Source organism: Mycobacterium sp. (assembly GCF_049647605.1).
GTDB lineage: Bacteria > Actinomycetota > Actinomycetes > Mycobacteriales > Mycobacteriaceae > Mycobacterium.
The window spans coordinates 17,483-38,444 of record NZ_JBARXZ010000029.1 but is presented as its reverse complement, the minus strand read 5'-3'; the positions used below and the strand labels follow the sequence as shown (position 1 = coordinate 38,444).

The 20,962-nt window shown below is 67.0% G+C and carries 22 protein-coding genes; 8 read left to right on the top strand and 14 right to left on the bottom strand.

Annotation, left to right across the window (positions count from 1 at the left end; all coding sequences use genetic code 11):
• Positions 1 to 72 precede the first annotated feature (72 nt).
• The gene (fdxA, locus tag WBB07_RS04225) at positions 73 to 426 is read left to right on the top strand and encodes a ferredoxin (RefSeq protein ID WP_526305036.1); all 354 of its coding nucleotides are present in this window, start codon (positions 73 to 75) and stop codon (positions 424 to 426) included.
• Positions 427 to 527: 101 nt separating this feature from the next.
• Positions 528 to 1,664 (top strand): DUF7159 family protein, encoded by a 1,137-nt coding sequence (locus WBB07_RS04220; protein ID WP_526305034.1) that lies wholly within the window; start codon positions 528 to 530, stop codon positions 1,662 to 1,664.
• A 3-nt stretch (positions 1,665 to 1,667) separates the two neighbouring features.
• On the opposite strand, the gene WBB07_RS04215 is transcribed toward WBB07_RS04220, so the two are convergent.
• On the bottom strand, positions 1,668 to 2,921 hold the full coding sequence (locus WBB07_RS04215; RefSeq protein ID WP_526305032.1) for a cytochrome P450: 1,254 nt from the start codon (positions 2,919 to 2,921) through the stop codon (positions 1,668 to 1,670).
• Between the two features lie 173 nt (positions 2,922 to 3,094).
• On the opposite strand from WBB07_RS04215, the gene WBB07_RS04210 reads away from it, so the two are divergent.
• Together WBB07_RS04210 and WBB07_RS04205 are read left to right on the top strand one after the other, a co-directional pair.
• A complete protein-coding gene (locus tag WBB07_RS04210) occupies positions 3,095 to 3,709 on the top strand; it encodes a Pr6Pr family membrane protein (protein WP_526305030.1) in 615 nt (204 codons plus the stop codon).
• 86 nt (positions 3,710 to 3,795) lie between these two features.
• Positions 3,796 to 4,287, top strand: coding sequence for a hypothetical protein (locus WBB07_RS04205; protein WP_526305028.1), 492 nt, complete (start codon positions 3,796 to 3,798; stop codon positions 4,285 to 4,287).
• Here the strand turns inward: WBB07_RS04205 and WBB07_RS04200 are convergent.
• Entirely contained in the window at positions 4,284 to 4,808 is a 525-nt protein-coding gene (locus tag WBB07_RS04200) for a hypothetical protein (RefSeq protein ID WP_526305026.1), read from the bottom strand. The genes WBB07_RS04205 and WBB07_RS04200 overlap by 4 nt on opposite strands.
• A 191-nt stretch (positions 4,809 to 4,999) precedes the next feature.
• Here WBB07_RS04200 and WBB07_RS04195 point away from each other — a divergent pair, with 191 nt between their 5' ends.
• Positions 5,000 to 5,392, top strand: coding sequence for a hypothetical protein (locus tag WBB07_RS04195; RefSeq protein WP_526305024.1), 393 nt, complete (start codon positions 5,000 to 5,002; stop codon positions 5,390 to 5,392).
• 82 nt (positions 5,393 to 5,474) lie between these two features.
• On the opposite strand, the gene WBB07_RS04190 is transcribed toward WBB07_RS04195, so the two are convergent.
• Complete coding sequence (locus WBB07_RS04190; protein WP_526305022.1) at positions 5,475 to 6,596, bottom strand: nitronate monooxygenase; 1,122 nt, start codon at positions 6,594 to 6,596, stop codon at positions 5,475 to 5,477.
• Positions 6,597 to 6,731: 135 nt separating this feature from the next.
• Between WBB07_RS04190 and WBB07_RS04185 the strand changes: the two genes are divergently transcribed.
• Together WBB07_RS04185 and WBB07_RS04180 are read left to right on the top strand one after the other, a co-directional pair.
• Positions 6,732 to 7,397: a GNAT family N-acetyltransferase gene (locus WBB07_RS04185; RefSeq protein WP_526305021.1), complete on the top strand. Its 666-nt coding sequence runs from the start codon at positions 6,732 to 6,734 to the stop codon at positions 7,395 to 7,397.
• A 53-nt stretch (positions 7,398 to 7,450) separates the two neighbouring features.
• A complete protein-coding gene (locus WBB07_RS04180; protein WP_526305019.1) occupies positions 7,451 to 8,725 on the top strand; it encodes a competence/damage-inducible protein A in 1,275 nt (424 codons plus the stop codon).
• On the opposite strand, the gene WBB07_RS04175 is transcribed toward WBB07_RS04180, so the two are convergent.
• The 7 genes from WBB07_RS04175 to WBB07_RS04145 all read right to left on the bottom strand — a co-directional run bounded on the left by WBB07_RS04175 (position 8,673) and on the right by WBB07_RS04145 (position 16,079).
• Positions 8,673 to 9,644 carry an alpha/beta fold hydrolase gene (locus WBB07_RS04175; protein ID WP_526305017.1) on the bottom strand — a complete coding sequence of 324 codons (972 nt, stop codon included), beginning with the start codon at positions 9,642 to 9,644 and terminating at the stop codon, positions 8,673 to 8,675. The genes WBB07_RS04180 and WBB07_RS04175 overlap by 53 nt on opposite strands.
• A 39-nt stretch (positions 9,645 to 9,683) precedes the next feature.
• Positions 9,684 to 10,724, bottom strand: a complete 1,041-nt coding sequence (locus WBB07_RS04170) for an ABC transporter ATP-binding protein (RefSeq protein ID WP_526305015.1) — start codon at positions 10,722 to 10,724, stop codon at positions 9,684 to 9,686.
• Complete coding sequence (locus WBB07_RS04165; protein WP_526305013.1) at positions 10,717 to 12,216, bottom strand: ABC transporter permease; 1,500 nt, start codon at positions 12,214 to 12,216, stop codon at positions 10,717 to 10,719. Before WBB07_RS04165 ends, WBB07_RS04170 begins: the two co-directional genes overlap by 8 nt.
• 51 nt (positions 12,217 to 12,267) lie before the next feature.
• Entirely contained in the window at positions 12,268 to 13,278 is a 1,011-nt protein-coding gene (locus tag WBB07_RS04160; protein ID WP_526305011.1) for an iron ABC transporter substrate-binding protein, read from the bottom strand.
• 281 nt (positions 13,279 to 13,559) lie between these two features.
• Positions 13,560 to 14,306 carry a peroxide stress protein YaaA gene (yaaA, locus tag WBB07_RS04155; protein WP_526305009.1) on the bottom strand — a complete coding sequence of 249 codons (747 nt, stop codon included), beginning with the start codon at positions 14,304 to 14,306 and terminating at the stop codon, positions 13,560 to 13,562.
• Between the two features lie 31 nt (positions 14,307 to 14,337).
• Complete coding sequence (locus tag WBB07_RS04150; RefSeq protein WP_526305007.1) at positions 14,338 to 15,495, bottom strand: alkaline phosphatase family protein; 1,158 nt, start codon at positions 15,493 to 15,495, stop codon at positions 14,338 to 14,340.
• Positions 15,492 to 16,079, bottom strand: coding sequence for a class I SAM-dependent DNA methyltransferase (locus WBB07_RS04145; protein ID WP_526305005.1), 588 nt, complete (start codon positions 16,077 to 16,079; stop codon positions 15,492 to 15,494). Before WBB07_RS04145 ends, WBB07_RS04150 begins: the two co-directional genes overlap by 4 nt.
• A gap of 100 nt (positions 16,080 to 16,179) precedes the next feature.
• Between WBB07_RS04145 and WBB07_RS04140 the strand changes: the two genes are divergently transcribed.
• Positions 16,180 to 16,881, top strand: coding sequence for a M15 family metallopeptidase (locus WBB07_RS04140; protein WP_526305128.1), 702 nt, complete (start codon positions 16,180 to 16,182; stop codon positions 16,879 to 16,881).
• 20 nt (positions 16,882 to 16,901) lie between these two features.
• Here the strand turns inward: WBB07_RS04140 and WBB07_RS04135 are convergent, their stop codons facing one another.
• Genes WBB07_RS04135 through WBB07_RS04120 form a run of 4 tightly spaced genes read right to left on the bottom strand, consistent with a single transcriptional unit; the run spans position 16,902 to position 20,809 of the window.
• Positions 16,902 to 17,558, bottom strand: coding sequence for an MOSC domain-containing protein (locus tag WBB07_RS04135; RefSeq protein ID WP_526305003.1), 657 nt, complete (start codon positions 17,556 to 17,558; stop codon positions 16,902 to 16,904).
• A 31-nt stretch (positions 17,559 to 17,589) separates the two neighbouring features.
• On the bottom strand, positions 17,590 to 18,027 hold the full coding sequence (locus WBB07_RS04130) for a response regulator (protein ID WP_526305001.1): 438 nt from the start codon (positions 18,025 to 18,027) through the stop codon (positions 17,590 to 17,592).
• Complete coding sequence (locus WBB07_RS04125; protein ID WP_526305000.1) at positions 18,024 to 19,667, bottom strand: sensor histidine kinase; 1,644 nt, start codon at positions 19,665 to 19,667, stop codon at positions 18,024 to 18,026. The genes WBB07_RS04130 and WBB07_RS04125 overlap by 4 nt, the downstream gene beginning before the upstream one ends.
• Positions 19,664 to 20,809: a PP2C family protein-serine/threonine phosphatase gene (locus tag WBB07_RS04120; RefSeq protein ID WP_526305126.1), complete on the bottom strand. Its 1,146-nt coding sequence runs from the start codon at positions 20,807 to 20,809 to the stop codon at positions 19,664 to 19,666. Before WBB07_RS04120 ends, WBB07_RS04125 begins: the two co-directional genes overlap by 4 nt.
• Positions 20,810 to 20,962: the final 153 nt, after the last annotated feature.

The following is a 20,962-nucleotide window of genomic DNA, read 5'->3' as shown; positions in this document are numbered from 1 at the left end:
GAGGACCGTGGTCACCGAGAAAAGGACCTTTGCCGGGCTCGAAGAGCGCCCGGATTTCCTACCGTCAGTCCCATGACCTATGTGATCGGATCCGGTTGTGTCGACGTCGTCGACAAGTCATGTGTCCAGGAGTGCCCGGCGGACTGCATCTACGAAGGGCAGCGGTCGCTCTACATCAACCCCGTCGAGTGCGTCGACTGCGGTGCGTGCAGCATCGCCTGCCGGGTCGACGCCATCTACTACGAGACGGACCTGCCGGACGACCAACTCGGCCATCTCGAAGACAACGCCGCATTCTTCAGCGAGATCCTCTCCGGGCGCACCGAGCCGCTCGGAGAGCCCGGGGGCGCTGGCAGGCTGGGGCCCACCGGCGTCGACACCCCGCTGGTCGCGGCGATGCCGGTCCGGGAGGTGCCTGCGCACTGAGCCTCGAGTTCGCTTCCGGTCCCCGGATGAGGTAGAGAAGGTCGGTGGGTCTGTGAGTAGGCTCGCGCGGGGACAACGGCAATGCCACGGAAGGAGCACATGTGGTGGACACGGTGCTCGGGGTGTCGGTTACCCCGACCAGTGTCAGATCAGTGCTGGTGGAAGGGCGTTACGCCGATGGCGCGACTCTCGAACACAACGAATACGACGCCTTCGAGGAAGTCGGCGCAGCACTTGCGCGGACTCGTGACGGCCGCGCGGTGGCCTCGATCGGTGTCACCTGGAGCGACGACGCCGAACTGGAGACGTCGCAGGTTCTCGACGGCATGGCGCGCGCCGGATTGACCGACGTCAGCGCGATCCCGCTGTCGGCAGCGGTCGAGGCGTTGGCGAGCAGCATCGGCCAGGTGACCGGGTACAACCGGACGGCGCTGTGTGCGGTCGAGCCGGGCACCGCCGCGCTTGTTGTCGTCGACGACGCCGACGATTCGGTGGACGTCATGATCAGCCATGCCCTCGACAGCGACGACAAACTGGTCGACTGGCTTGTTGCCGCGCTGGCGGCCGACATGCGCCCGGACGGGCTGTTTGTTGTCGGTTCGCTTCCCGGCCTCGGCCGTGCGGTCGCCCGGCTGGAGACCGAACTGGGGCTCCCGGCGTTCCACCCGCCGGAGGCAGAATTGGCGCTGGCACACGGGGCCGCTCTGGCCGCTGCCGGCAGCACCGATCTTCGGCCCTTCGAATTCGACGCGGTGCCGACGCGGAAGACCCGTCGGAAACCGGTCACCGCACCGCTGACCCTCCTGGTAGCCGGCGCCGTGACATTTGTGGTCTCGTTGTCGATCGCAGTGGGCGACGGACTGGCGCCCACCACCAACCCGGCGCCTTCGGAAACTCGCAACATGGTGAGGATCGTGAGTACCCCGCCGATGGCGCGGCCTGCGCCGCCACCGGCAGCACCCGTCGCGCCGCCGCCGGCCGTCGTACCGATCGTCGTCGAAGAGGCTCTGCCGCCGGCACCGCCGGTCGAGGCTGCGCCGCCACCGCCGGCCCCCGAGTTTGTTCCCGAAGCACCAGCTCCGGAATACGTTCCCGTCGAGGTCCCGGCGGCACCGCCGGCCATGGTGGCGCCGCCACCGCCGATCTATCAGGCCCCCGCACCGAAGCCCGGGCTGTGGGAGCGATTCAAAGAGAAGCTGAAACCCGGTCCGCCGGGTGCGCCGATACCTCCGGGGTGATCCTCAGCCCACCTCGGCCGGCTTCCCGCCGGAGTAGTCCACCTGCCAATGCTTGATGCCGTTGAGCCACCCGGAGCGCAGCCGCTCGGGAGCTGAGATCGGTGTCAGATTCGGCATCTGGTCGGCGATCGCCCCGAAGATCAAATCGATCGTCATCCGGGCCAGATTGGCGCCGACGCAGAAATGGGCCCCCGTACCGCCGAACCCGACATGTGGGTTCGGACTGCGCAGAATATCGAACCGAAATGGGTCGGTGAAGACGTCTTCGTCGAAATTCGCGGAGCGATACGACATGACAACACGTTGGCCCTCTTTGATGTTCACCCCGCCCAGCTCGGTGTCTCTGAGCGCGGTGCGCTGAAACGATGTCACCGGCGTGGCCCATCGCACGATCTCGTCGGCGGTGGTGGCAGGACGCTCCCGCCTGTAGAGCTCCCACTGGTCGGGGTTCTCGGTGAAGGCGATCATGCCGTGGGTGATCGAGTTGCGGGTGGTTTCGTTGCCCGCCACCGCCAACAGCACCATGAAGAACCCGAACTCGTCATCGGAGAGCCGGTGCCCTTCCACATCGGCCTCGATCAGCTTGGTCACGATGTCGTCACCGGGCTCCTTCGCCCGCAGGGCCGCGAGTTGCATCGCGTACATGATCAGCTCCACCGCCGAGCTGCGGCCGTCGTAGTGGGCGAACTCGGGGTCGTCGTCGCTGACCATCTGGTTGGACCAGTCGAAGATCTTCATCCGGTCCTCGAGGGGGACGCCGATCAGGCCGGCGATCGCCTGCAACGGCAGCTCGCAGGCGACCTGCTCGACAAAATCGCCCGACCCCTCCGCGGCGGCCTTACGAACGATGTCCTGGGCCCGGGTGTGGAGATCCTCGCGGAGCCGCTCCACCGCGCGCGGGGTGAATCCCCGCGAGATGATCTTCCGCAGATGGGTGTGGTGCGGAGCGTCCATGTTGAGCAGCACGAACTTTCCGGTTTCGATCTGGTCTCCGGTAGAGCCCTTCGGGTACCGCGGAAGTGCGGTTTTCACCAAGCTCGAGAACACATCGCTGCGCAAGGAGACGTCTTTGACGTCCTTGTGCTTGGTGACCATCCAGTACCCGCCGTCGTCGAATCCGCCGTCGCCGGTGGGCTGTTCGTTCCACCAGATCGGAGCGGTCCGGCGTAACTCGGCCAGTTCGGCGATGGGTAGGCGGTCGCGATTCAGGTCGGGATCGGTGAAATCAAAGCCGGCAGGCAGGCTGGGGCTCGGCATCCGTCACACTCCTCACTTAGATGTCTTGGATATCTGCACAGCCCGCAACGACTGTGTAAGGCATTGGTACACCGCAGATCAGGCCGTCGTGGCCGGATGGCAAAAACGGGAACTGAAACGTGTTATCGATCGGTGGCGGGAACGTATCGGCGGTGGCCGGAGTTGGTTCTGACGTGACCGAGACCGCTGCGATCATCGAGCGCCACGGCGTCCGGCTCGTCCTACGGGTGGCGATCATCGTCGCCGTGCTGGCCGCCCTGGTGTACGTCGAATCCCAGTCGCGTTCCGGTGTGCTGTGGCGGTTCATCACGTTCACCTACCAGGCGAACCTGCTGGCAACCGCCTACTACGGGTGGACACTGCTGAACCCGAGGGCGGACCGGCACGCCGGACTGCGTGGGGCCGTGGTGCTCTACGTCGTTGTTGCCGGCGTGATCTGGAATCTCTATCTGGTCGACATGAGCGCCGGCTACACGCCGGCCAATTTCTTGTTACACGTGGTGGTTCCGGTGCTGGCGTTTGCCGACTGGGTGATCGTCGGCAGCAGCCAGAGTCAGGTCCGCTGGTGGCAGCCGTTGGTCTGGCTGGTGTACCCGGCGGTGTATCTGGGGCTGGCCGTTGTGGTGCTCAACAACCTCGGCCGTCGGGCGCCCTACTACTTCCTGGATACCGGGCGCATCGGCGAGGCAGCGGTGGCGGTCAACGTGGTCATCCTCGCCGCGGGTTTTGTGGGCCTGGGTTACGGGCTGTCGCTGATCGGGCGGGCGGCCGTCAGGATCCGGGTCTGAGAGTCCTCGTCGGCCAAGTTTGGCGAGTGCTGTGAATTCGTCTGATGTGTTGTAACGAATTCATGTGCCCGGAAGAATGACATGGCATGATGCGGATCCACTCTCGCGCGGCACGGTCGGTAGCTCTCGGTGCGTTCGGTGCCGCAGCCCTGTTCGGCGCCGCTGCGCCGGCGTCGGCTGAGCCGGCCGCCCCGGCTCCCGTCGTTCCGGTTCCGATGCCGGCTCCACCTGCAGCGCCGTTGGCTGCTCCGGTTCCGATGCCGGCCCCACCTGCAGCGCCGTTGGCTGCTCCGGCTCCCGTCGTCCCGGCACCAGCCGCCCCGGCGCCGGTGTCGCATCTGTCGAGCCTGGAGAATCTCCCGCCGGGAGCAACCCTGGCGCCCACCGGACCGGCGGAGGGGCGTGGAGTGACCTACCTCCGCGAGCTCTGGCATGCGATGCAGACCCAGGACGTCAGCAAGGCCGATGCGCTGCTGCTGCTCACCCAGCGGCCGATGAACCCCGACACCGCGCCGCCGATGGGTGTCCCGGTGGGACCGCAGGCACCGCTGCCGGCGCCCGTCGCTCCGGCCCCCTAGCTGCCGGTGGACGGTGCCGTGGAGGTAGCCGTCGGAGTGCTCGTCGTCGTGGGAGTGCTTGTCGTCGTCGGAGTGCTCGTCGTGGAAGTGGCCGGTGAGCGGTCCGGGGTGAACCGCGGCTGCTGGTACTCGACCCAGGTGTCCCGGTAGATCACTTTGTCGCCCTCGGTGACGAGGAGCTGTTGCGGCGTCACCGTGTACTTCACCCCGCCGTCGTTGTCGGCGACAAATCCGCCGTCGTACGCGTCGGCGTCGAGCGTCAGACCGGCCTCGTCGCTGATCCGGACACCGCGGTACTCGTAGCCGCCCTCCGGGAGTGTGCAGATTGCCACCAGGGAACGGGCGGTCCGGCCATAAGCAACCGCCAATTGTGTGCTGTCGCAATGGGCTTCGGTGCCGGTGAAGCCCTGGTCGTCGCTCGGGATGGTCGGTTCCGCGGCGGCGGGGGCCGGTAGCAGCAGGGCTGCGGTGGCCAGCGCGGCGATTCCGGTCGATGTCAGCAGATGGCGGCGCAGGGCCATGGCGATCGCTTCCTCTACTTCTTCTACGACGGTGGGATGACCTCAAGCAAACCATCCTGAACAGCAGATTCAGCGTTCATCGGAGTCGTGTTGCCGGGAAACATAGCCGAATTGTGTGGTGAATCACGTCGGCCGGATTAGGCTCGAGCGGCCAGGACGGGCGGGGGCTCACCGACAACACAAGGGTGGACATGAGGCGCGCACTGACCATCGCCGCGGGCACGCTTCTGGCGACCGCCACGCTCGGCGCCCCCACCGCGGGCGCCGTTCCCAACGACGCGTCGATGGCCATGGCCGATGTGCCCAACATGGTTTTTGGCGTCGAGTTCAGCACCGCCTGTCACAGCTGGGAGCGGTTCATCTTCGGCCGGGGTGTCACCGGACAGACGTATGCCTGCCACTACATTCCGAACCAGTGGCCGCCGGTGTACACCGGCTTCTGGGTCCACTCGCCGCCTCTGTACGGCGTCCAGGAGATCGGCGCACCGTGTCCGAACTATCGCAGTTCGGCGGCGCAGACGGTCGATGGCCTGCCGCTGGAATGCACCGAATCCCGCGGCTGGCAGCAGGACTTCTACGCCTGAGGCATCGAGACAGAACTCAGGTAGAAAATTCTTGGGTGCTGGCTGCCTGAGTTCTGCCTCGATGACAATCCTCGATGAGGGCTCAGGCCTCGTTGAGGGAATTGAGTCGGGCCGTCGCGTCGAGGTACTCCTGCACCCAGCGCTCGATCACGGTCGAGGTCTTCTCCACCTTGTTGAACTGGCCCACCACCTGGCCGACGGGATTGAACGCCACGTCCACCGTCTCGTTCGGATACTTGTGGGTGGCGGCCACAGCCATCCCGGACACCATGTACTGCAGCGGCATACCGAGCGGCTTCGGATTGTCCGGGTTCTCCCACGCCTCGGTCCAGTCGTTGCGCAGCATGCGGGCCGGTTTGCCGGTGAACGACCGGCTGCGCACGGTGTCGCGGCTGGATGCCTTTGCGTAGGCGGCCTGCTGCACCGGGGTGTTCTCCGCCTCCTCGACCATCAACCACTGCGAGCCGGTCCAGGCGCCCTGAGTGCCCAGCGCCAGTGCGGCGGCGATCTGCTGCCCGTTGCCGATACCGCCGGCGGCGAGCACCGGTACGGGTGCAACTTCCTTGACCACCTGCGGCCACAGCACGATCGAGCCCACCTCGCCGCTGTGTCCGCCGGCTTCGCCGCCCTGGGCGATGATGATGTCCACCCCGGCATCGGCATGCTTGCGCGCCTGCGACGGTGACCCGCACAGCGCGGCGACCTTGCGGCCCTCGGCGTGAATGTGGGCGATCATGTCGGCGGGCGGAGTGCCGAGCGCGTTGGCGATCAGCGTCATCTTGGGGTGCCGCAACGCGATCTCGACCTGGGGCGTGGCGGTGGCCTCAGTCCAGCCGAGCAGCTGCAGCGCGTTGTCGTCGCTGTCATTGGTGGGGACCCCGTGATCGGCCAGGATCTTCTTTGCGAAGTCCAGATGCTCTGCCGGCACCATGGATTGCAGGGTTTTGGTGAGCTCTTCGGCGGACATGTTGGAATCCATGCCCTCGTACTTGTTGGGGATCACGATGTCGACGCCGTACGGGTGATCGCCGATGTTCTCGTCGATCCAGTTGAGCTCGACCTCGAGTTGTTCGGGGGTGAATCCGACCGCGCCGAGCACGCCGAACCCGCCGGCCTTGCTCACCGCGACCACGACATCGCGACAGTGGGTGAACGCGAAGATCGGGACATCGATGCCCAATTCGTCACAGAGGGGAGTGTGCATGCCGGCTTCCTTGCTCAGGGCGGATGTGAAACTAGAACATGTTCTAGTTTAGCGGGTGCTCGTCCCGGCGCGCTGGAGGACCGGCCGAAACCCCGGTCAACCACTGCGGAGACGATGCTGATCTACTCTTGCGGGATGACCGACCAAGACATCGCCGCCGTCCGCCGCGAGATCGGCGAAGCCCTGCTGGCAGCGCTGGACCGCCGCCACGAAGTGCTCGATGTGATCGTCGACGCGCAGGACCATCCGGCCGCCGTCGCCAAGATCGCCGAACTGCTCGGCATCTCCGTGCGGGGCGCAGAGGCGGTGGCGGGGCTGTCGCTCGCGCAGCTCACCCGGCAGTCGCGCAGCATCATCGCCGCGGAACTCGACGACCTCAACAGTCAGCTCAGTTTCATTCTCGGAGAGCGGCCCGCCAGCCTGGATGAAAGCTTGACGCTGCGGCCCTTCGAGGCCGCCGACGACCGGGACATCTTTGCCGCCAGGACCGAAGACATCGGTTCGGCGGGAGACGGTTCCGGTGCTCCCGCAGCCGATTTGGATGACGAGATCCGGGCCGCGCAGTCACGGGTGCGGGCCGAGGACGCCGCATGGTTCGTGGCGCTCGAAGGCGCCACGAAGGTGGGGATGGTGTTCGGCGAGCTGCTCGACGGCGAGGTCAACGTCCGGATCTGGATTCACCCCGAGCATCGCAAGAAGGGTTACGGCACCGCGGCTCTGCGGCGCTCACGCAGCGAGATGGCCGCCTGTTTCCCGGCGACGCCCATGGTGGTGCGGGCAGCGGGAACCACCCCTTCGTAGAACATCGCCCGGTCATGTCGGGCACACCCGCGCCGGTGGGTAGTGTCGCCTGGGTGACTGTGCGCGCGGGCATCGTGGTGACCGGAACCGAAGTTCTGACCGGACGGGTGCAGGACCGTAACGGCCCGTGGCTGGCCGACAGATTGCTCGAACTCGGTGTCGAGTTGGCGCACATCACCTTGTGTGGTGACCGTCCCGAGGACATCGAGGCGCAGCTGCGGTTCCTGGCCGCCGAGGGTGTCGACCTGATCATCACCAGTGGGGGATTGGGACCGACGGCCGACGACATGACCGTGGCCGTGGTGGCCCGATTCTGCGACCGCGAGCTGGTACTCGACGATGCGCTCGAGGAGAAGATCGCCGACATCCTCCGTGAACTCTCCGCCGCGCGCGGTAGGCCGGTGGGCGATTTCGAGTCGGTGCGGGCCGCCAATCGCAAACAGGCATTGGTCCCGGTCGGGGCGGTGGTGCTCGACCCGGTGGGCACCGCACCCGGCGTGGTGGTGGCGGGCACGCCGACAGTTGTTGTGCTGCCGGGTCCGCCACGCGAGCTGCAACCGATGTGGGAGACAGCGGTGCAGACGCCCGAGGTGCAACAGGCCATCGCCGGGCGGGTCCCCTACGAACAGTCCACGGTGCGGATGTTCGGTCTACCCGAGTCGGAGTTGGCCGAGACGCTCCGCGAGGCGGAGACGACGGTCGCCGGATTCGACCGCCTCGAGATCACCACGTGTTTGCGTCGCGGCGAACTCGAGGTCGTCACCCGCTACGAACCCGGTGCCGCGGCGGCGTATTCGCAGCTGCTGGAGGTACTGGTGGGCCGGCACGCCGATACGGTGTTCTCCACCGACGGGGCACTGGTCGACGATCAGGTGGGGGAGTTGCTCGGGGGCCGCACCATCGCGACCGCCGAGTCCTGCACCGCAGGCTTGCTGGCGGCCCGGCTGGCCGACCGGCCGGGCAGCTCGGCGTATCTGCTGGGATCGGTGGTGGCCTATGCCAATACCGCAAAAACCGGCCTCCTCGATGTCGATTCGGCGCTGATCGAGCGCCATGGCGCGGTATCGGAACCGGTCGCCGAAGCGATGGCGGCGGGTGCGCTGGTGCGGTTCGGAGCCGACACCGCGGTGTCGGTCACCGGAATCGCCGGGCCCGGTGGCGGGACGGCGGACAAGCCGGTGGGCACCGTGTGTTTCTGCGCACGGACCGCCGACGGCCGGACGATCACCCGGACCCTCCGGCTACCGGGGAATCGAGCTGACGTGCGGGAGCGGGCTACGACGGTGTCGATGCATCTGTTGCGTCGGTTGCTGACCCCGGAGGTATAGCGGCTGACGCCTTGTCGTGGGCGTCCCAGAGTTCGAGCATGGTCCGCAGGATCTCCTCGGCGCGACCGAGGCCGGCGAGATGGCTTTCCCCGGGCAGCGGATACAGCTCCGCGTCATCCAGGAGCGCCACCACGTGCTCGCCGTGGGCAAACGGCACGATGTGGTCGCGGTCGCCGTGCCACCAACGCACCGGTACTTTCACTTCGTCGAGTCGAAATCCCCAGTCCCGGGCGAACACCACCACATCGGCGAAGGGTGCGGCCAACTGTTTGCGGCTGCCGTTGAGCAGATCGTCGAGGAACATGGCGCGAAACTCGGGCCGGACCAGCAGCCGGCGGTCGGCTTCCGGCGACACCCGCGCGTAGGCGTACAGGGCGGGCGACGCGATCGGGCGGACGAGCCGGATGAAGGCGGAGGCCGCCATACGCAGCGGGAACCCGGCGACTTCGATGAGCGGGGCCACCGTGGTCCCGAACCCCATCACCCCGCCGTCGATCGCATCGGGCCCCACGGTGGGAGCCACGCCGCCGAGGACACCTACGGCCAGCACCCGATCAGGTAGCGCCGCCGCGCATCCCAGCGTGTAGGGGCCGCCCCCGGACAGGCCCACCACCATCATCTTGTCGATGCCCAGGGTGTGGGCGATGGTGGCCAGGTCGTGGGCGAACTCGCCGACGTTGGCGTACTGGAACGGTGTCGAAGACCCGATTCCCGGCCGGTCGATGCCGATCAGCCGGATGCCCTGCTGTTCGGCGAACACCCGCGCCTCGGTCGGGATCTGACGGCGTGCTCCCGGAGTCCCGTGCAGCCAGAAGATGGCCCGGCCCTGCGGATCGCCGAACTCGGCAAAACCGATCCGCCGCTGCGGGTCGACGGCGATGTTGCCTTCCAGCTTGGGGCGTTCGATCGCGGGAATCATGTCAGAAGTGTCCCACCAAGCCGGCGTTGTCACTGTCAGTCAGGCATAGGCCAGTGCATCACCGACGACGGCGACCGCAACCTTGCTTCCCTCGCCGTCCGGGCTCGGGTGTCCGGCGACGCTGCGGATCTGCAGCGGGGTGCCGTCGGCGAGTGCGACGTGCACAGCGGTGGTCGGGCCGTAGAACCGCTGGGCGGTCACCGTTGCCGGGGCCCCATCCGCGACGTCGACTATGCGTAGTTGCTCGGGCCGGAGCACGACGGTGACGGGCCCGTCGGGTACGGGCAGCCGAGATGGGACGACGCCGAGCGCGCTGTCGATCTTGCCGTTGCAGCTTCGACCGTCCAGTTCGACTGTGGCCCCGATGAATCGGGCCGCAGCCAAGGTGGCCGGGCGCTCGTAGAGGTCTTCAGGTGAGCCGTGTTGGGCGACGGTACCGTTCAGCAGCAGAGCCACGGTGTCCGCCAGCGAGAGAGCTTCGCTCTGATCATGGGTGACCAGCAGCGCGGTGGTGTCGCTGGCCCTCACGATCTCGGCGATGTCCTCGCGGACGCGTTCTCGTAGCCCGGCGTCCAGGGCGGCAAACGGCTCGTCGAGTAACAGCACGCGGGGGCGCGCCGCGAGCGCCCTGGCCAGGGCGACCCGCTGCTGCTGGCCGCCGGAGAGCTGGTGCGGTCGGGCGTCGGCGAGCCCGTCGAGACCCACCACGTGCAGCCAGCGCCGCACCGTTGTGGTCACCTCGGCCCGTGAGGCCCGTGGCAGACCGAATGCGATGTTCTCGCCGACGCTGCAGTGCGGGAACAGTGCCCCTTCCTGCGGCATCAAACCGACTCGGCGCCGGTGTGCCGGCACCATGGGTCCCGCTCCCACCAGCTGGTCGCCGCCGATGTGCACCTCGCCGCCATCGGGCTCTTCGAATCCGGCGAGAATGCGCAGCAGGGTGGTCTTGCCGCAGCCTGACGGGCCGAGCACGGCGGTGATACTGCCGGTCGCCACCTGCAGATCCAACCCGGTGAGGACGTCGCGCTTGCCGAATTTCTTGCAGATGCCGTGCATGCGAACACCTGCGGCGTCAGTCATTTCGGACCTCTCTGATGCCGCCGCTCCAGTAGCCCAAGACCGCTGTCGGTATCGCGGCGAACGCCACCAGTGCCGCAGCATACGGTGCCGCGGAGGCGTAATCGCTGATCGAGCTGAAGTTCCACAGCCGCGTTGCCAGGGTGTCGGTTGTCGTGGGACGCAGTAGCAGCGTGACGGGAAGCTCCTTCATACAGGTCAGAAGCACCAGCGCGGTGCCGGCGGCGATTCCGGGTCCGGCGACCCTGGCGGTCACCGATCCGAAGGCGCGCAGTGGCGACCGGCCCAGTGCGCGGGCGACTTCTTCCTGCCGGATGGGTGCTGCCTCGACCGCGGCGCGGATCGACCCGACCGCCAGCGGCACGAACAGCACTGTGTAGGCGAGGATCAGCAGCGGTGGCTGCTGGTAGATCGGGCGTAACAGCAGTACCCCGACCGACACCATGGCGATACCGATCACGATGGCGGGTAATCCGTGGGCGACGTAGCTGGCCCCTTCCAGGATCCGGGTGGCGCGATCGCGGTAGCGGGCCGCCAGCACGCCCAGGGGAAGTGCCGCGACGGTGCACACCACTGCGGCCACCAAGGACAGCCACACCGAGGAACCCAGCGCATCGAGCCATCGGGCAGAATCCCAGCGCGGCCCCGCGGCGCGCAGCCACTGGGCCAATTCCCAACCGGGAAGCAGGACGGTCGCGGCCAGAACTGCGGCGGGCGGCACGGCCGCAACCGGCCACCACCACCCGAGGCGGCTCACGGGAGCGGGTCGTTGGGCGCCACCGCCCACCCGCGATGCGGCTGCTCGACCCCGCGCGCGACTCTCGGCCGCCACCAACATGATTGCGAACACCACCAGTACCAGGGACAGCACCGCGGCGCGTGCCGGGTTGAATCCGGACCGGTAGGCGCCGTAGATCACCCAGGTGAAGACCTCGTAGCGCATCGCCGCGACGGCTCCGAAGTCGCTGAGGACATAGAGCGCCACCAGCAGTGCGCCGGCCGCGATCGCCGCGCGCGCCTGTCGCAGGGTGATGCGGAACAGCACCGCGACTCCGCCGTGGCCCAGGGATCGGCCGACTTCTTCCTGAGCGGGGTCCACCCTGGCCAGCGCCGCCATCGTCGTGAGCATCACCAACGGGTAGCTGACCAGCGTGAGCACCAGGGCAGAACCCCAGAATCCCGACATACCGGGTATCGCAGACACCCACAGGTATGCCAGCAGGTAGCTCGGCATCGCCAGCGGCAGCGTCAAGATCACCGACAGGGCTCGCCGGCCGGGGAGATCGGTGCGGGTGACCAGCACCGCCAGCCCCACGCCGAGCACCACACAGGCGACGGTGACCACGGTCACCAGCGTGAGGGACCGTGCCACCAGGGCAGCGGTCCGGGGTTGGAGCAGCTCGGCGACCACAAACTGCCAGCCGCGGTCGAGGGCTCGATCGCCCAGGTAGACCAGTGGTAGCAGCGTGCCGAGGACAACGACGACGGCGGGCACCAGCAGTGAAGCCGGTGCCCGCCTACGTCGGTCGATTGCCAGAGTATCGGCCTAGTTCGTCAGCAGTCCGGTGTTGACCAGCATTTCCTGCGTGGCTTCGAGGTCGTCGAGCTGCGACAGGTCGACGGCGGGCGGCTGCAGATCAGTCAGCGCCGGCATGGCGTCGTTGGCCGCAACCCCCGCGACCAGGGGGAATTCATCGGTTTCGGTGGCGAAGTATTCCTGGGCCGAGGTGCCGACCAGGTAGGCGGCGAACTCCTGGGCGCCTTCCGGGTTGGGTGCGGTCTTGAGGACGCCCACACCTGCGACGTTGATCAGCCCGCCCGGGTCGCCCGGGGCCATGAACTGATTCTGGGCGTTGACGGCGTCGGCGCCCTTGGTGTCGATCAGCTCGTAGAGGTAGTAGTGGTTCGACAGACCCAGCGGGATCTCACCGGCGTCGATGGCGTCGCGGATCGCGCCGTTGTTCTCGTATGCCTGCGGATCCTGGGCCTTGAAAGCGCGCAGCCACTCTTCGGCGGCGGCGTCACCGCGGACCACCCGCAGGCCGGTGACAAAGGCCTGCCAGGAAGCGTTGCTGGGTGCATAGGCGATCTTGCCCTGCCATTCCGGTGCCAGCAGGCCGTCGATGGTGTCCGGCGGTGTCGGCGCGAGTTCCGGGTTGAACACGATCACCCGGGCGCGGCCGGAGACCCCGAGCCAGGAGCCGTCGGCGGCGGAGAAGTTCTCCGGTACCGCCGCGAGCGTTTCTGCGGCGATCGGGGCGAAGAGCCCGGCCTTGGCGACGGCACCGAGCGCACCGGCGTCTTGGGACAGGAACACGTCGGCGGGGGACTGGTCACCTTCGGTGAGCAGTTGGGCTGCCAGCTCGCCCGAACCCGCATACCTGGCCTCGACCTCGATGCCGGTGTCGGTGGTGAACTTCTCGATCAGCGGCGCAATCAGTTGTTCGTTGCGACCCGAATACACCACGATTTTCGAGGTGGTGTCGCCGGTCGCGGCGCCGGTGGTGGTCGCGGCGGTATCGCTGTCGCCGCCATTACCGCCAGAGCATGCGCTCATCGCCAGAACCGCTGTCGCGGTGCCGATTACACCGGCCACTCGGGATATCGAGGCAATCATTGGATGACTGATCCTTTCCGCAATTCGCCCGGACCGCGCCGCTGCGGCCCGGATCGGGTGGCACTGAACCTACCATCGAATTAGGTAAGGCTGTCTAAAGGGTGTCAGGTTCCTGTGTGCTGGCCACCAAACGTTCAGGCGTCCGGCGATCTCGGTGGCATCGGCTCGAGAACATTGAAATGCTTTGTGCTGCAATTGGTTTCCGGGACCGAAATGCGCCGTCAGGCTGGAATGACCACCGTCAGTTTGTTTCCTTCTCGTTCGACGCGCATACCGGCCCGTCGGGCGATCTTCGCCACGGCTGCCGCATCCCCGGGTTCGGCGCTGGAGGAGGCCAGAACCCGGGCGAGGTGACCCTTGTGCGCCTTGTTGAAGTGGCTGACGACGGTGCGCTGCCCGTCGGGGCGCTCGGCGAGGACGTCGACGCGTATCGCTGCGGGCAGACGTCCGAGGCCGGCGTAGGAGCCGGACCGGAGGTCCACCACCAACTCCTGATCGGCGATATCGGCCAGCACCGGTTCCAGCACCGGTCGCCAACGCGCGGACAGAGTCGGCCTGCCGGGGAGTTTCGATCCTGCCGACAGCCGATACGCCGGCACCTGATCGTCGGCCCGCAACAGTCCGAAGAGTGCGGAGCCCACCGCCAGGCGGGCACGTGCGCGGCCGGCGGCCGCCCCCGTCAGGGAGTCCACATCCAGCGCGTCGTAGAGCACGCCGGTGTAGCGGCGGATCGCCGGCATGGTCGCGGAGGAGAGCAGGGCGGCGTTGCGATCGATCTCGGCGTCTTGGGCAGCGGAGATGCCCAACGCGGCCCGGCTGGCGGGCCGGTCGGAGGCCAAGTGCACCAGGTCGTCGATCAGTTCGGTGCGCAACGGCGTCAATTTCGGAGACGCCAACCTCGCGAGGTCCAACGGCGCCCCGTCGCCGCCGGTGCGTTTGGTCTCCGACGGTGGCAGCAACACGATCACGGCTGGCACCCTATCGGGGCCGTCGTCCGGGTCAGCCGCGAGCCAGCAGTAGTGGCACCTGCTGTTCGGCCGGCGTCAGCGATCCGTGGTGTCCGATCAGCCCGGATTCCAGCGGCTCGACAGTGCGCCGGACCAAGACGGCCGAGTCCCGCGCGGCGACCACGATGTCGCCGATCCGCTGACGTACCCGGTCACTGACCTGCTGGCCGAACCAACCCGCGGCTATCGCTTCGTCCCGGCCGGCGACCCAGGCGTGGTCGGCCAGGACGTGCCGCCACGTGTCGAGCACGTCGTGGCCGGCACCGTCGGCGGTGTAGACATGGCGGGCCCGCGGCTCTCCGCCGAGGTCGTGCACGCCGTCGAGCAGGTCTGGTGAGCTGTCGAGATCGACCAGCCGGCCGGGGTCGGTGGTGATCATGCCGTGGTCGGCGACGACGGCCAGCAGTCCGCCGGGCGGTAACCCTTCGATCACCGATTCGACCAGTCGGTCCACTTGCCGCAGCTGCATCCGCCAGGCCGGCGATCCGGGGCCGTAGAGGTGCCCGACCATATCGAGTTCGCTGTGGTAGCCGTAGCAGAAGCCGCCTTCGTCGATGACCTGCCGTACCCGGGCGGCCAGGTCGCCGAGCGCGTGGACACCGATGTAGGTGCCGCCGCGCAGCACGGCGCGGGTCAGCCCCGAACCGTCGAATTGCGCGCCGGAGACGACGCTGACGGCGATCCCCGCGGCGGCCGCCCGCTCGAAGGTCGTCGCCAGCGGCTGCACGTCCTCGGGCACCAGCTCGTCGCGTAGGTCAGGTCCCCACGGGTGCGGGCGCCAGCGCAGCGCGTTGACGACCCCGCTACCCGGAATCCGGAAGGAGTAGCCGACCAGGCCGTGTTCCCCGGAGCTGGTGCCGGTTCCCACGGCGGCCAGGCCGGCTGCGGTGGTGGAGGGAAACCCGACCTCCAGCGTGCGCCCGCGCAGTCCGGCCAGCACCGGTGCGTCGGCGCTGTGGGCGTCGAGCAGCTGATCGCCGAGTCCGTCGATGAGCAGTACGCAGGCTCCGCGTATCTCGCCGCCGATGTCGAGCCGGGGAGCAAAATCGGTGACGCCCATCGCGGTCAGCACCGCGGGCACCACATCGGCCAGCCGTGGTTGGCTCGGATCAGGCTGTGGCAGAGCCGAACTTGTTGTCGCCGAAGTCATCGTCGGTGGACTGACACCACGTAGTCGCCGCCGGTGAACGGGGTCCGCTCCCAGGTCGCCCACCGGGTCACGAGTTCCAGTCCAGCGGAGGTCGCATGTTTGTCGTAGGACTCGATGGACAGCCGGTCTTCTCGCAGGCTGAACCCGGCGATCACCAACCCGCCGGGGCGGACGCTGCCGGCGATCTGTTGCAGGACCAGTCCTTCGGTGCCGGGAGTCAGGAAGATCATCACATTGCCGGCGAGCACCACCGCATCGAAGGCGCCGGCGACGACGTCGGCGAGGTGGCACAGGTCGGCCTGGATCCAGGTCAGTTCGGGTGCCTTGGACCTGGCCGAATCCAGCATGGCCGCATCGGCGTCGACGCCGACTGTCGAGTACCCGCGGGAAGCCAATTCGATTGCCACCCTTCCGGTTCCACATCCAGCATCGAGAATCCGGGCGCCGGGATGCTCGCGGAGTTCGGCCTCGACAAAATCCACCTCGCCGTGGACGTTCTGCCCGGCCTCGGCAAGTTTGTGCCAGCGCTGGTCGTAGTCGGTGCCGCGAGGGGCGTGGGCGGAGTCCTGCCAGCGTGTACTCACGTCCTGATTCAACACGACTTGCGGCACGGGGGTGAAGCCCCGCCGGGGCGCTGGCACGATGAACACGGTGAACGGATTCTCTCGGGCGCCACTGCTGGTCATGATCTGCGCGGTGCTGCTGACCAGTTGCGCCGGGGAGCCGGAACCGCCGACGGCCACTGCCGCACCTGCGACCACCACCGCAGCGCCTCCGGTCACACCATCAACACCAGCACCGGACACCGCGCAGCCGCAGCCGCAGCCGTCACCGGCGATTGTCGAGCCGGTGACGGCCGCGCGGCTCGGGAGCACCTGGCGTCCGGAATGCCCCGTCACCCCCGACCAGCTGCGCCGCATCGAATTGGACTACCTGGGGCTCGACGCCCAGCCGCATCGGGGTGCCATCGTGGTGCACGAGGAACTGGTGCAGGAGACCATCGCGGCGTTCGACCGGCTCTTCCGGCTGCGGTTCCCGATAGAGCGGATGCAGACGGTCGAGAACTATCCGAATGCCGACGACGAACTGTCCATGCAGGACAACAACACTTCAGCCTTCAACTGTCGCGATATCCCGGGAACCGGCCGATGGTCGTATCACGCGTACGGCCGTGCCATCGACGTCAATCCCCGCTTCAACCCGTACATCGACCGGACCGGCGCGTACCAGCCTGCCAATGCGGGTGTTTTTGTCGACCGCAGCCGTATCGATCCTGGTCTGTTCAAGGACGGCGATGCCGCGGTACGGGCATTCACCGAGCACGGCTGGCAGTGGGGCGGCGCCTGGCGCACACCCAAGGACTACCAGCACTTCGAGTGGCCGTGACCCGACCGAAGTCGGGCGGCTCAGCCGGCCCGGCGTCGGACCTGCTGTCTGATCCTCTCCGGGAGGGCCTCGGCCGCCAGCAGATCAGGCAGCAGCTCCGGTTCGCGGGTCAGCGCCCGAAATGCCAGCCGCACCGTGACGTCGTGTTCCGGACGGTGGGTGACCACCACCTGATCACCTGCGTTCACCGTGCCCGGTGAGATGACGCGCAGGTAGGCGCCCGGTTTTGCAGCCTCGGTGAAGCGTTTAGTCCAGCCCCGCAGTGACAGGAAGTCGGCGAAGGTGTGGCAGGGTATCCGCGGCGAGGTCACTTCGAGCTCCAGGCCGCCGGTGCCGATCGACCATCGTTCTCCGATACGGGCCTCGTTGACATCGATGCCGGCCATGGTGAAGTTCTCGCCGAACATGCCGTTGCTCAGCTCGCGTTGCAGTTCGGTTTCCCAAGCGTTGAGGTCTTCCCGGGCGTAGGTGTAGACCGCCTGGTCATCGCCGCCATGGAACTTCGGGTTGCCGATCAGATCGCCGACCAGACCGCTGCCCAGGCCACCTTGTTGCGGCCCGGGCGCGCGCACCTCCACTGCAGTGTCCACCGGACGCTTGTCGATGCCGGTGGACAGCACAGATTTATCCGGACTGTGGCGGGGATGGGCCAGATTGACCGTCAGGATCGAGGGCATGTACGCAGCGTAGATGCCCGTCCCGACCGTGTCAGAACTGTGGCAGTCGCACCACCTGGACGAAGAACTCATCGATCTGACGGACCGCGTTCATGAACTGGTCGAGGTCGACGGGTTTGGTCACGTAGGCGTTGGCGTGCAGCTTGTAGCTGCGCAGGATGTCCTCTTCGGCCGACGACGTGGTGAGCACCACCACCGGGATGTGGCACAGATCGGCGTCGGACTTGATCTTTTCCAGTAACTGGCGGCCGTCGTACTTGGGCAGATTGAGATCGAGCAGGATCAGATCAGGCCTCGGCGCGCCGGTGTAGGGGCCACGTTTGTAGAGAAAGTCCAGACCTTCCTGGCCGTCGTGGGCGACGTGCAGAGTGTTCTTGATCTTGTTGTGCTCGAATGCTTCTCGGGTGATCAGTTCGTCACCCGGGTCGTCCTCGATGAGTAGCACATCGATCGCACGGCCTGCGGTCATGGTGTGGTTCCTTCCAACGCGACAGTGGGACTGTCGGCGTGGCTAGATATCGGTCCGCTCGGTTTGCGCGGCTCGGTGGGGAGGGTGAACAGGAAACGGGTGCCGTCGGTGTAGGACGTGTCGATCCAGATGGTGCCGCCATGGTGTTCGACGATCTTGCGGCACACCGCCAGCCCGATACCCGTTCCGCTGTAGCTGTCGCGCCCGTGTAGGCGTTGGAAGATGACAAACACCTTGTCGGCGAATTCTTCGTCGATACCGATCCCGTTGTCCGACACCGACAGCAGCCAGAAATCGGACTGTTCGCCGGTACCGGGGCGGCAATCGATGACGATTCGCGGAGCGCTGTCGGGTTTGCGGAACTTCATCGCATTGCCGATCAGGTTCTGCCACAGCAACGCCAACAGAGTCGGGTCGCCGACAAGATGGGGGAGGGGCTCCGCGGGGCGGATGATCTGGGCGCCGGTCTCTTCGGTGGAAGCGGCCAGGTTGGCCAGTCCGGCTTCGAGTGTGGCGCCGAGGTCGATATCGCTGTAGGCCGAGTTCAGCCGGCCGACCCGGGAGAACGCCAACAGGTCGTTGATCAGCCGCTGCATCCGTTTGGCACCGTCGACGGCAAATCGGATGTACTCGGTGCCCCGTTCGTCGAGCTGGTCGCCATAGCGTTTTTCGAGTAGCTGGCAGAAGGAGGCCACCTTGCGGAGCGGCTCCTGCAGATCATGGGAGGCGACGTAGGCGAACTGTTCGAGTTCGGCGTTGGACCGTCGCAGTTCGATGGCCTGTTCGTCGAGGGCTTCGGCTTGCTCGGCAAGGCGGATCTGTGCCGCGGTGGACACTTCGAGGTCGTCGACAACACGCTGCCGCATGTCTTCGACGTCGCTGGCTATGGCTCGGATGTCGCGTGGACCCTGCTGGGGAATCTGCTCGCTGAAGTAGCCCTCGGTGATCCGGCGGCATGCTGCCGCGAGCCCTTCGAGCGGCCGGGTGACGGCATTGCGGATCAGCAGGGCCAGCAGGACCGCGGTGATCAAGAACGCGACCACCACACCCTCGAGCACGAGGTTGCGCCACAGGTTGACCGTTTCGAGCTTCTCGGCGGCGACATCGCGTGACTGGACCAGATTCTCGTTCTGGACATGGAACAGGACCCGGATCCGGTCGAATGCCAGCTTCCCCTGCTCGGCGGTGTCGTTGTCCACCAGTGCCGGCGTGCCGGGCACCACTTCTGCGATGACCGGCTCGGCGAAGGTTTCGCGCCACTGGTTGGCGGCCTCTTCGATGGCGTCCACATCGGCGATCAGCTCGTCGCGCCCGGCGAGGCGCTCGCGCAGGTTGTCGGTGGCGAGCTGTTCGGACTCTTGGCCTTCGTTGTAGGGGTCGAGGAATTGCCGGTCCGCGGAAATGAGGTAACCCCGGACTGCGGTCTCCTGGTCGCGCAGCGCACCCTGAAGCTGATACGCGGAGATCCGGGCCGGACCGAGTTGCTCGGTGAGCTCATGCATCGTCTCGTCGGATCGGCTCAGCAGCAGCACGGTGGCGATGGCACCGGCCGCTACGACTGCGCCCACGGTGGACAGGACGATGTACAGCCACCCTTTGACGGTCAGGCCACGTCTGGGGGCGCTGCGGGGTTGGGTCACGGTGCGGACCGCTCGACCCTGACCACGGCGATGTCGTCGCTGAGTCCACCGTGTGCCTGAGCCAGCTCCTCGGCGCCGTTGATCAGCGCTTCGACGAATGCCGGGCCCGGCAGGTGGGCCAGTGAGCGCGCCAGATCGAGCAGGCCGTCCTCGCCCAGTCGTTCGTTGCCGTGTCCGGAATGACCTTCGAACAGTCCGTCGGTGACGAGCACCAGCCCGTAGCCCGCCGGTAGGTCTGCGCGCTGAGTCTCCCAGTCGGCGGATCGCAATCCCAGGGCGGGACCGCCGAGCGGTTCGACCCACTCCACGGTGCCGCCGCCGTGCAACAGCATTCCCGGATGCCCGGCGCGGACCACGGTGACCTCTGAGCTGTCGGGGGAGATGGCCAGGCTCAGCACGGTCGCGAAGATCTTTTTGCTGGCGCGTTCGGCATGCAGGATCCGATCGAGTTGGTGCATCCGGTCCGAGCCCCGCAGCCCGGCGAATGTGAGCGCACGCCAGGCGATGCGCAGTGCAACACCAAGTGCCGCCTCGTCGGGTCCGTGTCCGGCGACATCGCCGATCATGACATGCACCGTGCGGTCCGGAGTTTGCACAAAGTCGTAGAAGTCGCCGCCCAGCAGTGCGTTCTCCCGGCTGGGCCGGTAGTTGGCCACGATGTTGACCCCGGGCTGGTCCAGGAGGAGGGGAGAGGGCAACAGGCCGCGTTCCAGGCGGGCATTCTCTCGGGCGCGCAGTTGGCTGGCCTGTAACTGGACGGCGGTGAGCTCGGCGCGCTTGCGTTCGATCGCGTACAGCACTGCTCGGCGCAGCATCTCGGGCTCGACCCGCCCCTTGACGAGGTAGTCCTGGGCACCTGATGCGACCGCTGACACCCCGAAGGGCTCGTCGGACAGTCCCGTCAGCACGATGATCGGAACGGTGGCGTCGCAATCGGCGATCTGGTCGAGTCCGGCGATTCCGTCGGCGTCGGGAAGATTGAGATCGAGCAGCACGCAGTCAGGCCGGGCGACGGCGAGTTCGCGCCGGGCATCCGCCATCGATGGTGCCCACACCAGGCTGATGTCGGCGGCGGCGTCGGCGATCAGCTCCTCGACGAGTACCGCATCAGCGCGATCGTCTTCGACCAGCAGCAGTGACAGTGGCTGCACGGCGGGATCGTAGGCGAAAGCGGGCGCCGATTCCGGTATCTGCGGCGCAGTCATCGACAACTGAACGTCCTCTTGGTCACGTCACTCGGGCAAGCGCAACCCGTGCTGGAGTGCGACGGGCACGACCTTACCGGGTGCAAGCCA

Excerpts from the sequence above, each read along its gene's own strand:
- fdxA (WP_526305036.1), top strand. The coding sequence starts at position 73 with ATGACCTATGTGATCGGATCCGGTTGTGTCGACGTCGTCGACAAGTCA.
- WBB07_RS04215 (WP_526305032.1), bottom strand. The coding sequence starts at position 2,921 with ATGCCGAGCCCCAGCCTGCCTGCCGGCTTTGATTTCACCGATCCCGAC.
- WBB07_RS04205 (WP_526305028.1), top strand. The coding sequence starts at position 3,796 with ATGATGCGGATCCACTCTCGCGCGGCACGGTCGGTAGCTCTCGGTGCG.
- WBB07_RS04200 (WP_526305026.1), bottom strand. The coding sequence starts at position 4,808 with ATGGCCCTGCGCCGCCATCTGCTGACATCGACCGGAATCGCCGCGCTG.
- WBB07_RS04195 (WP_526305024.1), top strand. The coding sequence starts at position 5,000 with ATGAGGCGCGCACTGACCATCGCCGCGGGCACGCTTCTGGCGACCGCC.
- WBB07_RS04190 (WP_526305022.1), bottom strand. The coding sequence starts at position 6,596 with ATGCACACTCCCCTCTGTGACGAATTGGGCATCGATGTCCCGATCTTC.
- WBB07_RS04185 (WP_526305021.1), top strand. The coding sequence starts at position 6,732 with ATGACCGACCAAGACATCGCCGCCGTCCGCCGCGAGATCGGCGAAGCC.
- WBB07_RS04175 (WP_526305017.1), bottom strand. The coding sequence starts at position 9,644 with ATGATTCCCGCGATCGAACGCCCCAAGCTGGAAGGCAACATCGCCGTC.
- WBB07_RS04170 (WP_526305015.1), bottom strand. The coding sequence starts at position 10,724 with ATGACTGACGCCGCAGGTGTTCGCATGCACGGCATCTGCAAGAAATTC.
- WBB07_RS04160 (WP_526305011.1), bottom strand. The coding sequence starts at position 13,278 with ATGAGCGCATGCTCTGGCGGTAATGGCGGCGACAGCGATACCGCCGCG.
- WBB07_RS04150 (WP_526305007.1), bottom strand. The coding sequence starts at position 15,495 with ATGACTTCGGCGACAACAAGTTCGGCTCTGCCACAGCCTGATCCGAGC.
- WBB07_RS04140 (WP_526305128.1), top strand. The coding sequence starts at position 16,180 with ATGATCTGCGCGGTGCTGCTGACCAGTTGCGCCGGGGAGCCGGAACCG.
- WBB07_RS04135 (WP_526305003.1), bottom strand. The coding sequence starts at position 17,558 with ATGCCCTCGATCCTGACGGTCAATCTGGCCCATCCCCGCCACAGTCCG.
- WBB07_RS04130 (WP_526305001.1), bottom strand. The coding sequence starts at position 18,027 with ATGACCGCAGGCCGTGCGATCGATGTGCTACTCATCGAGGACGACCCG.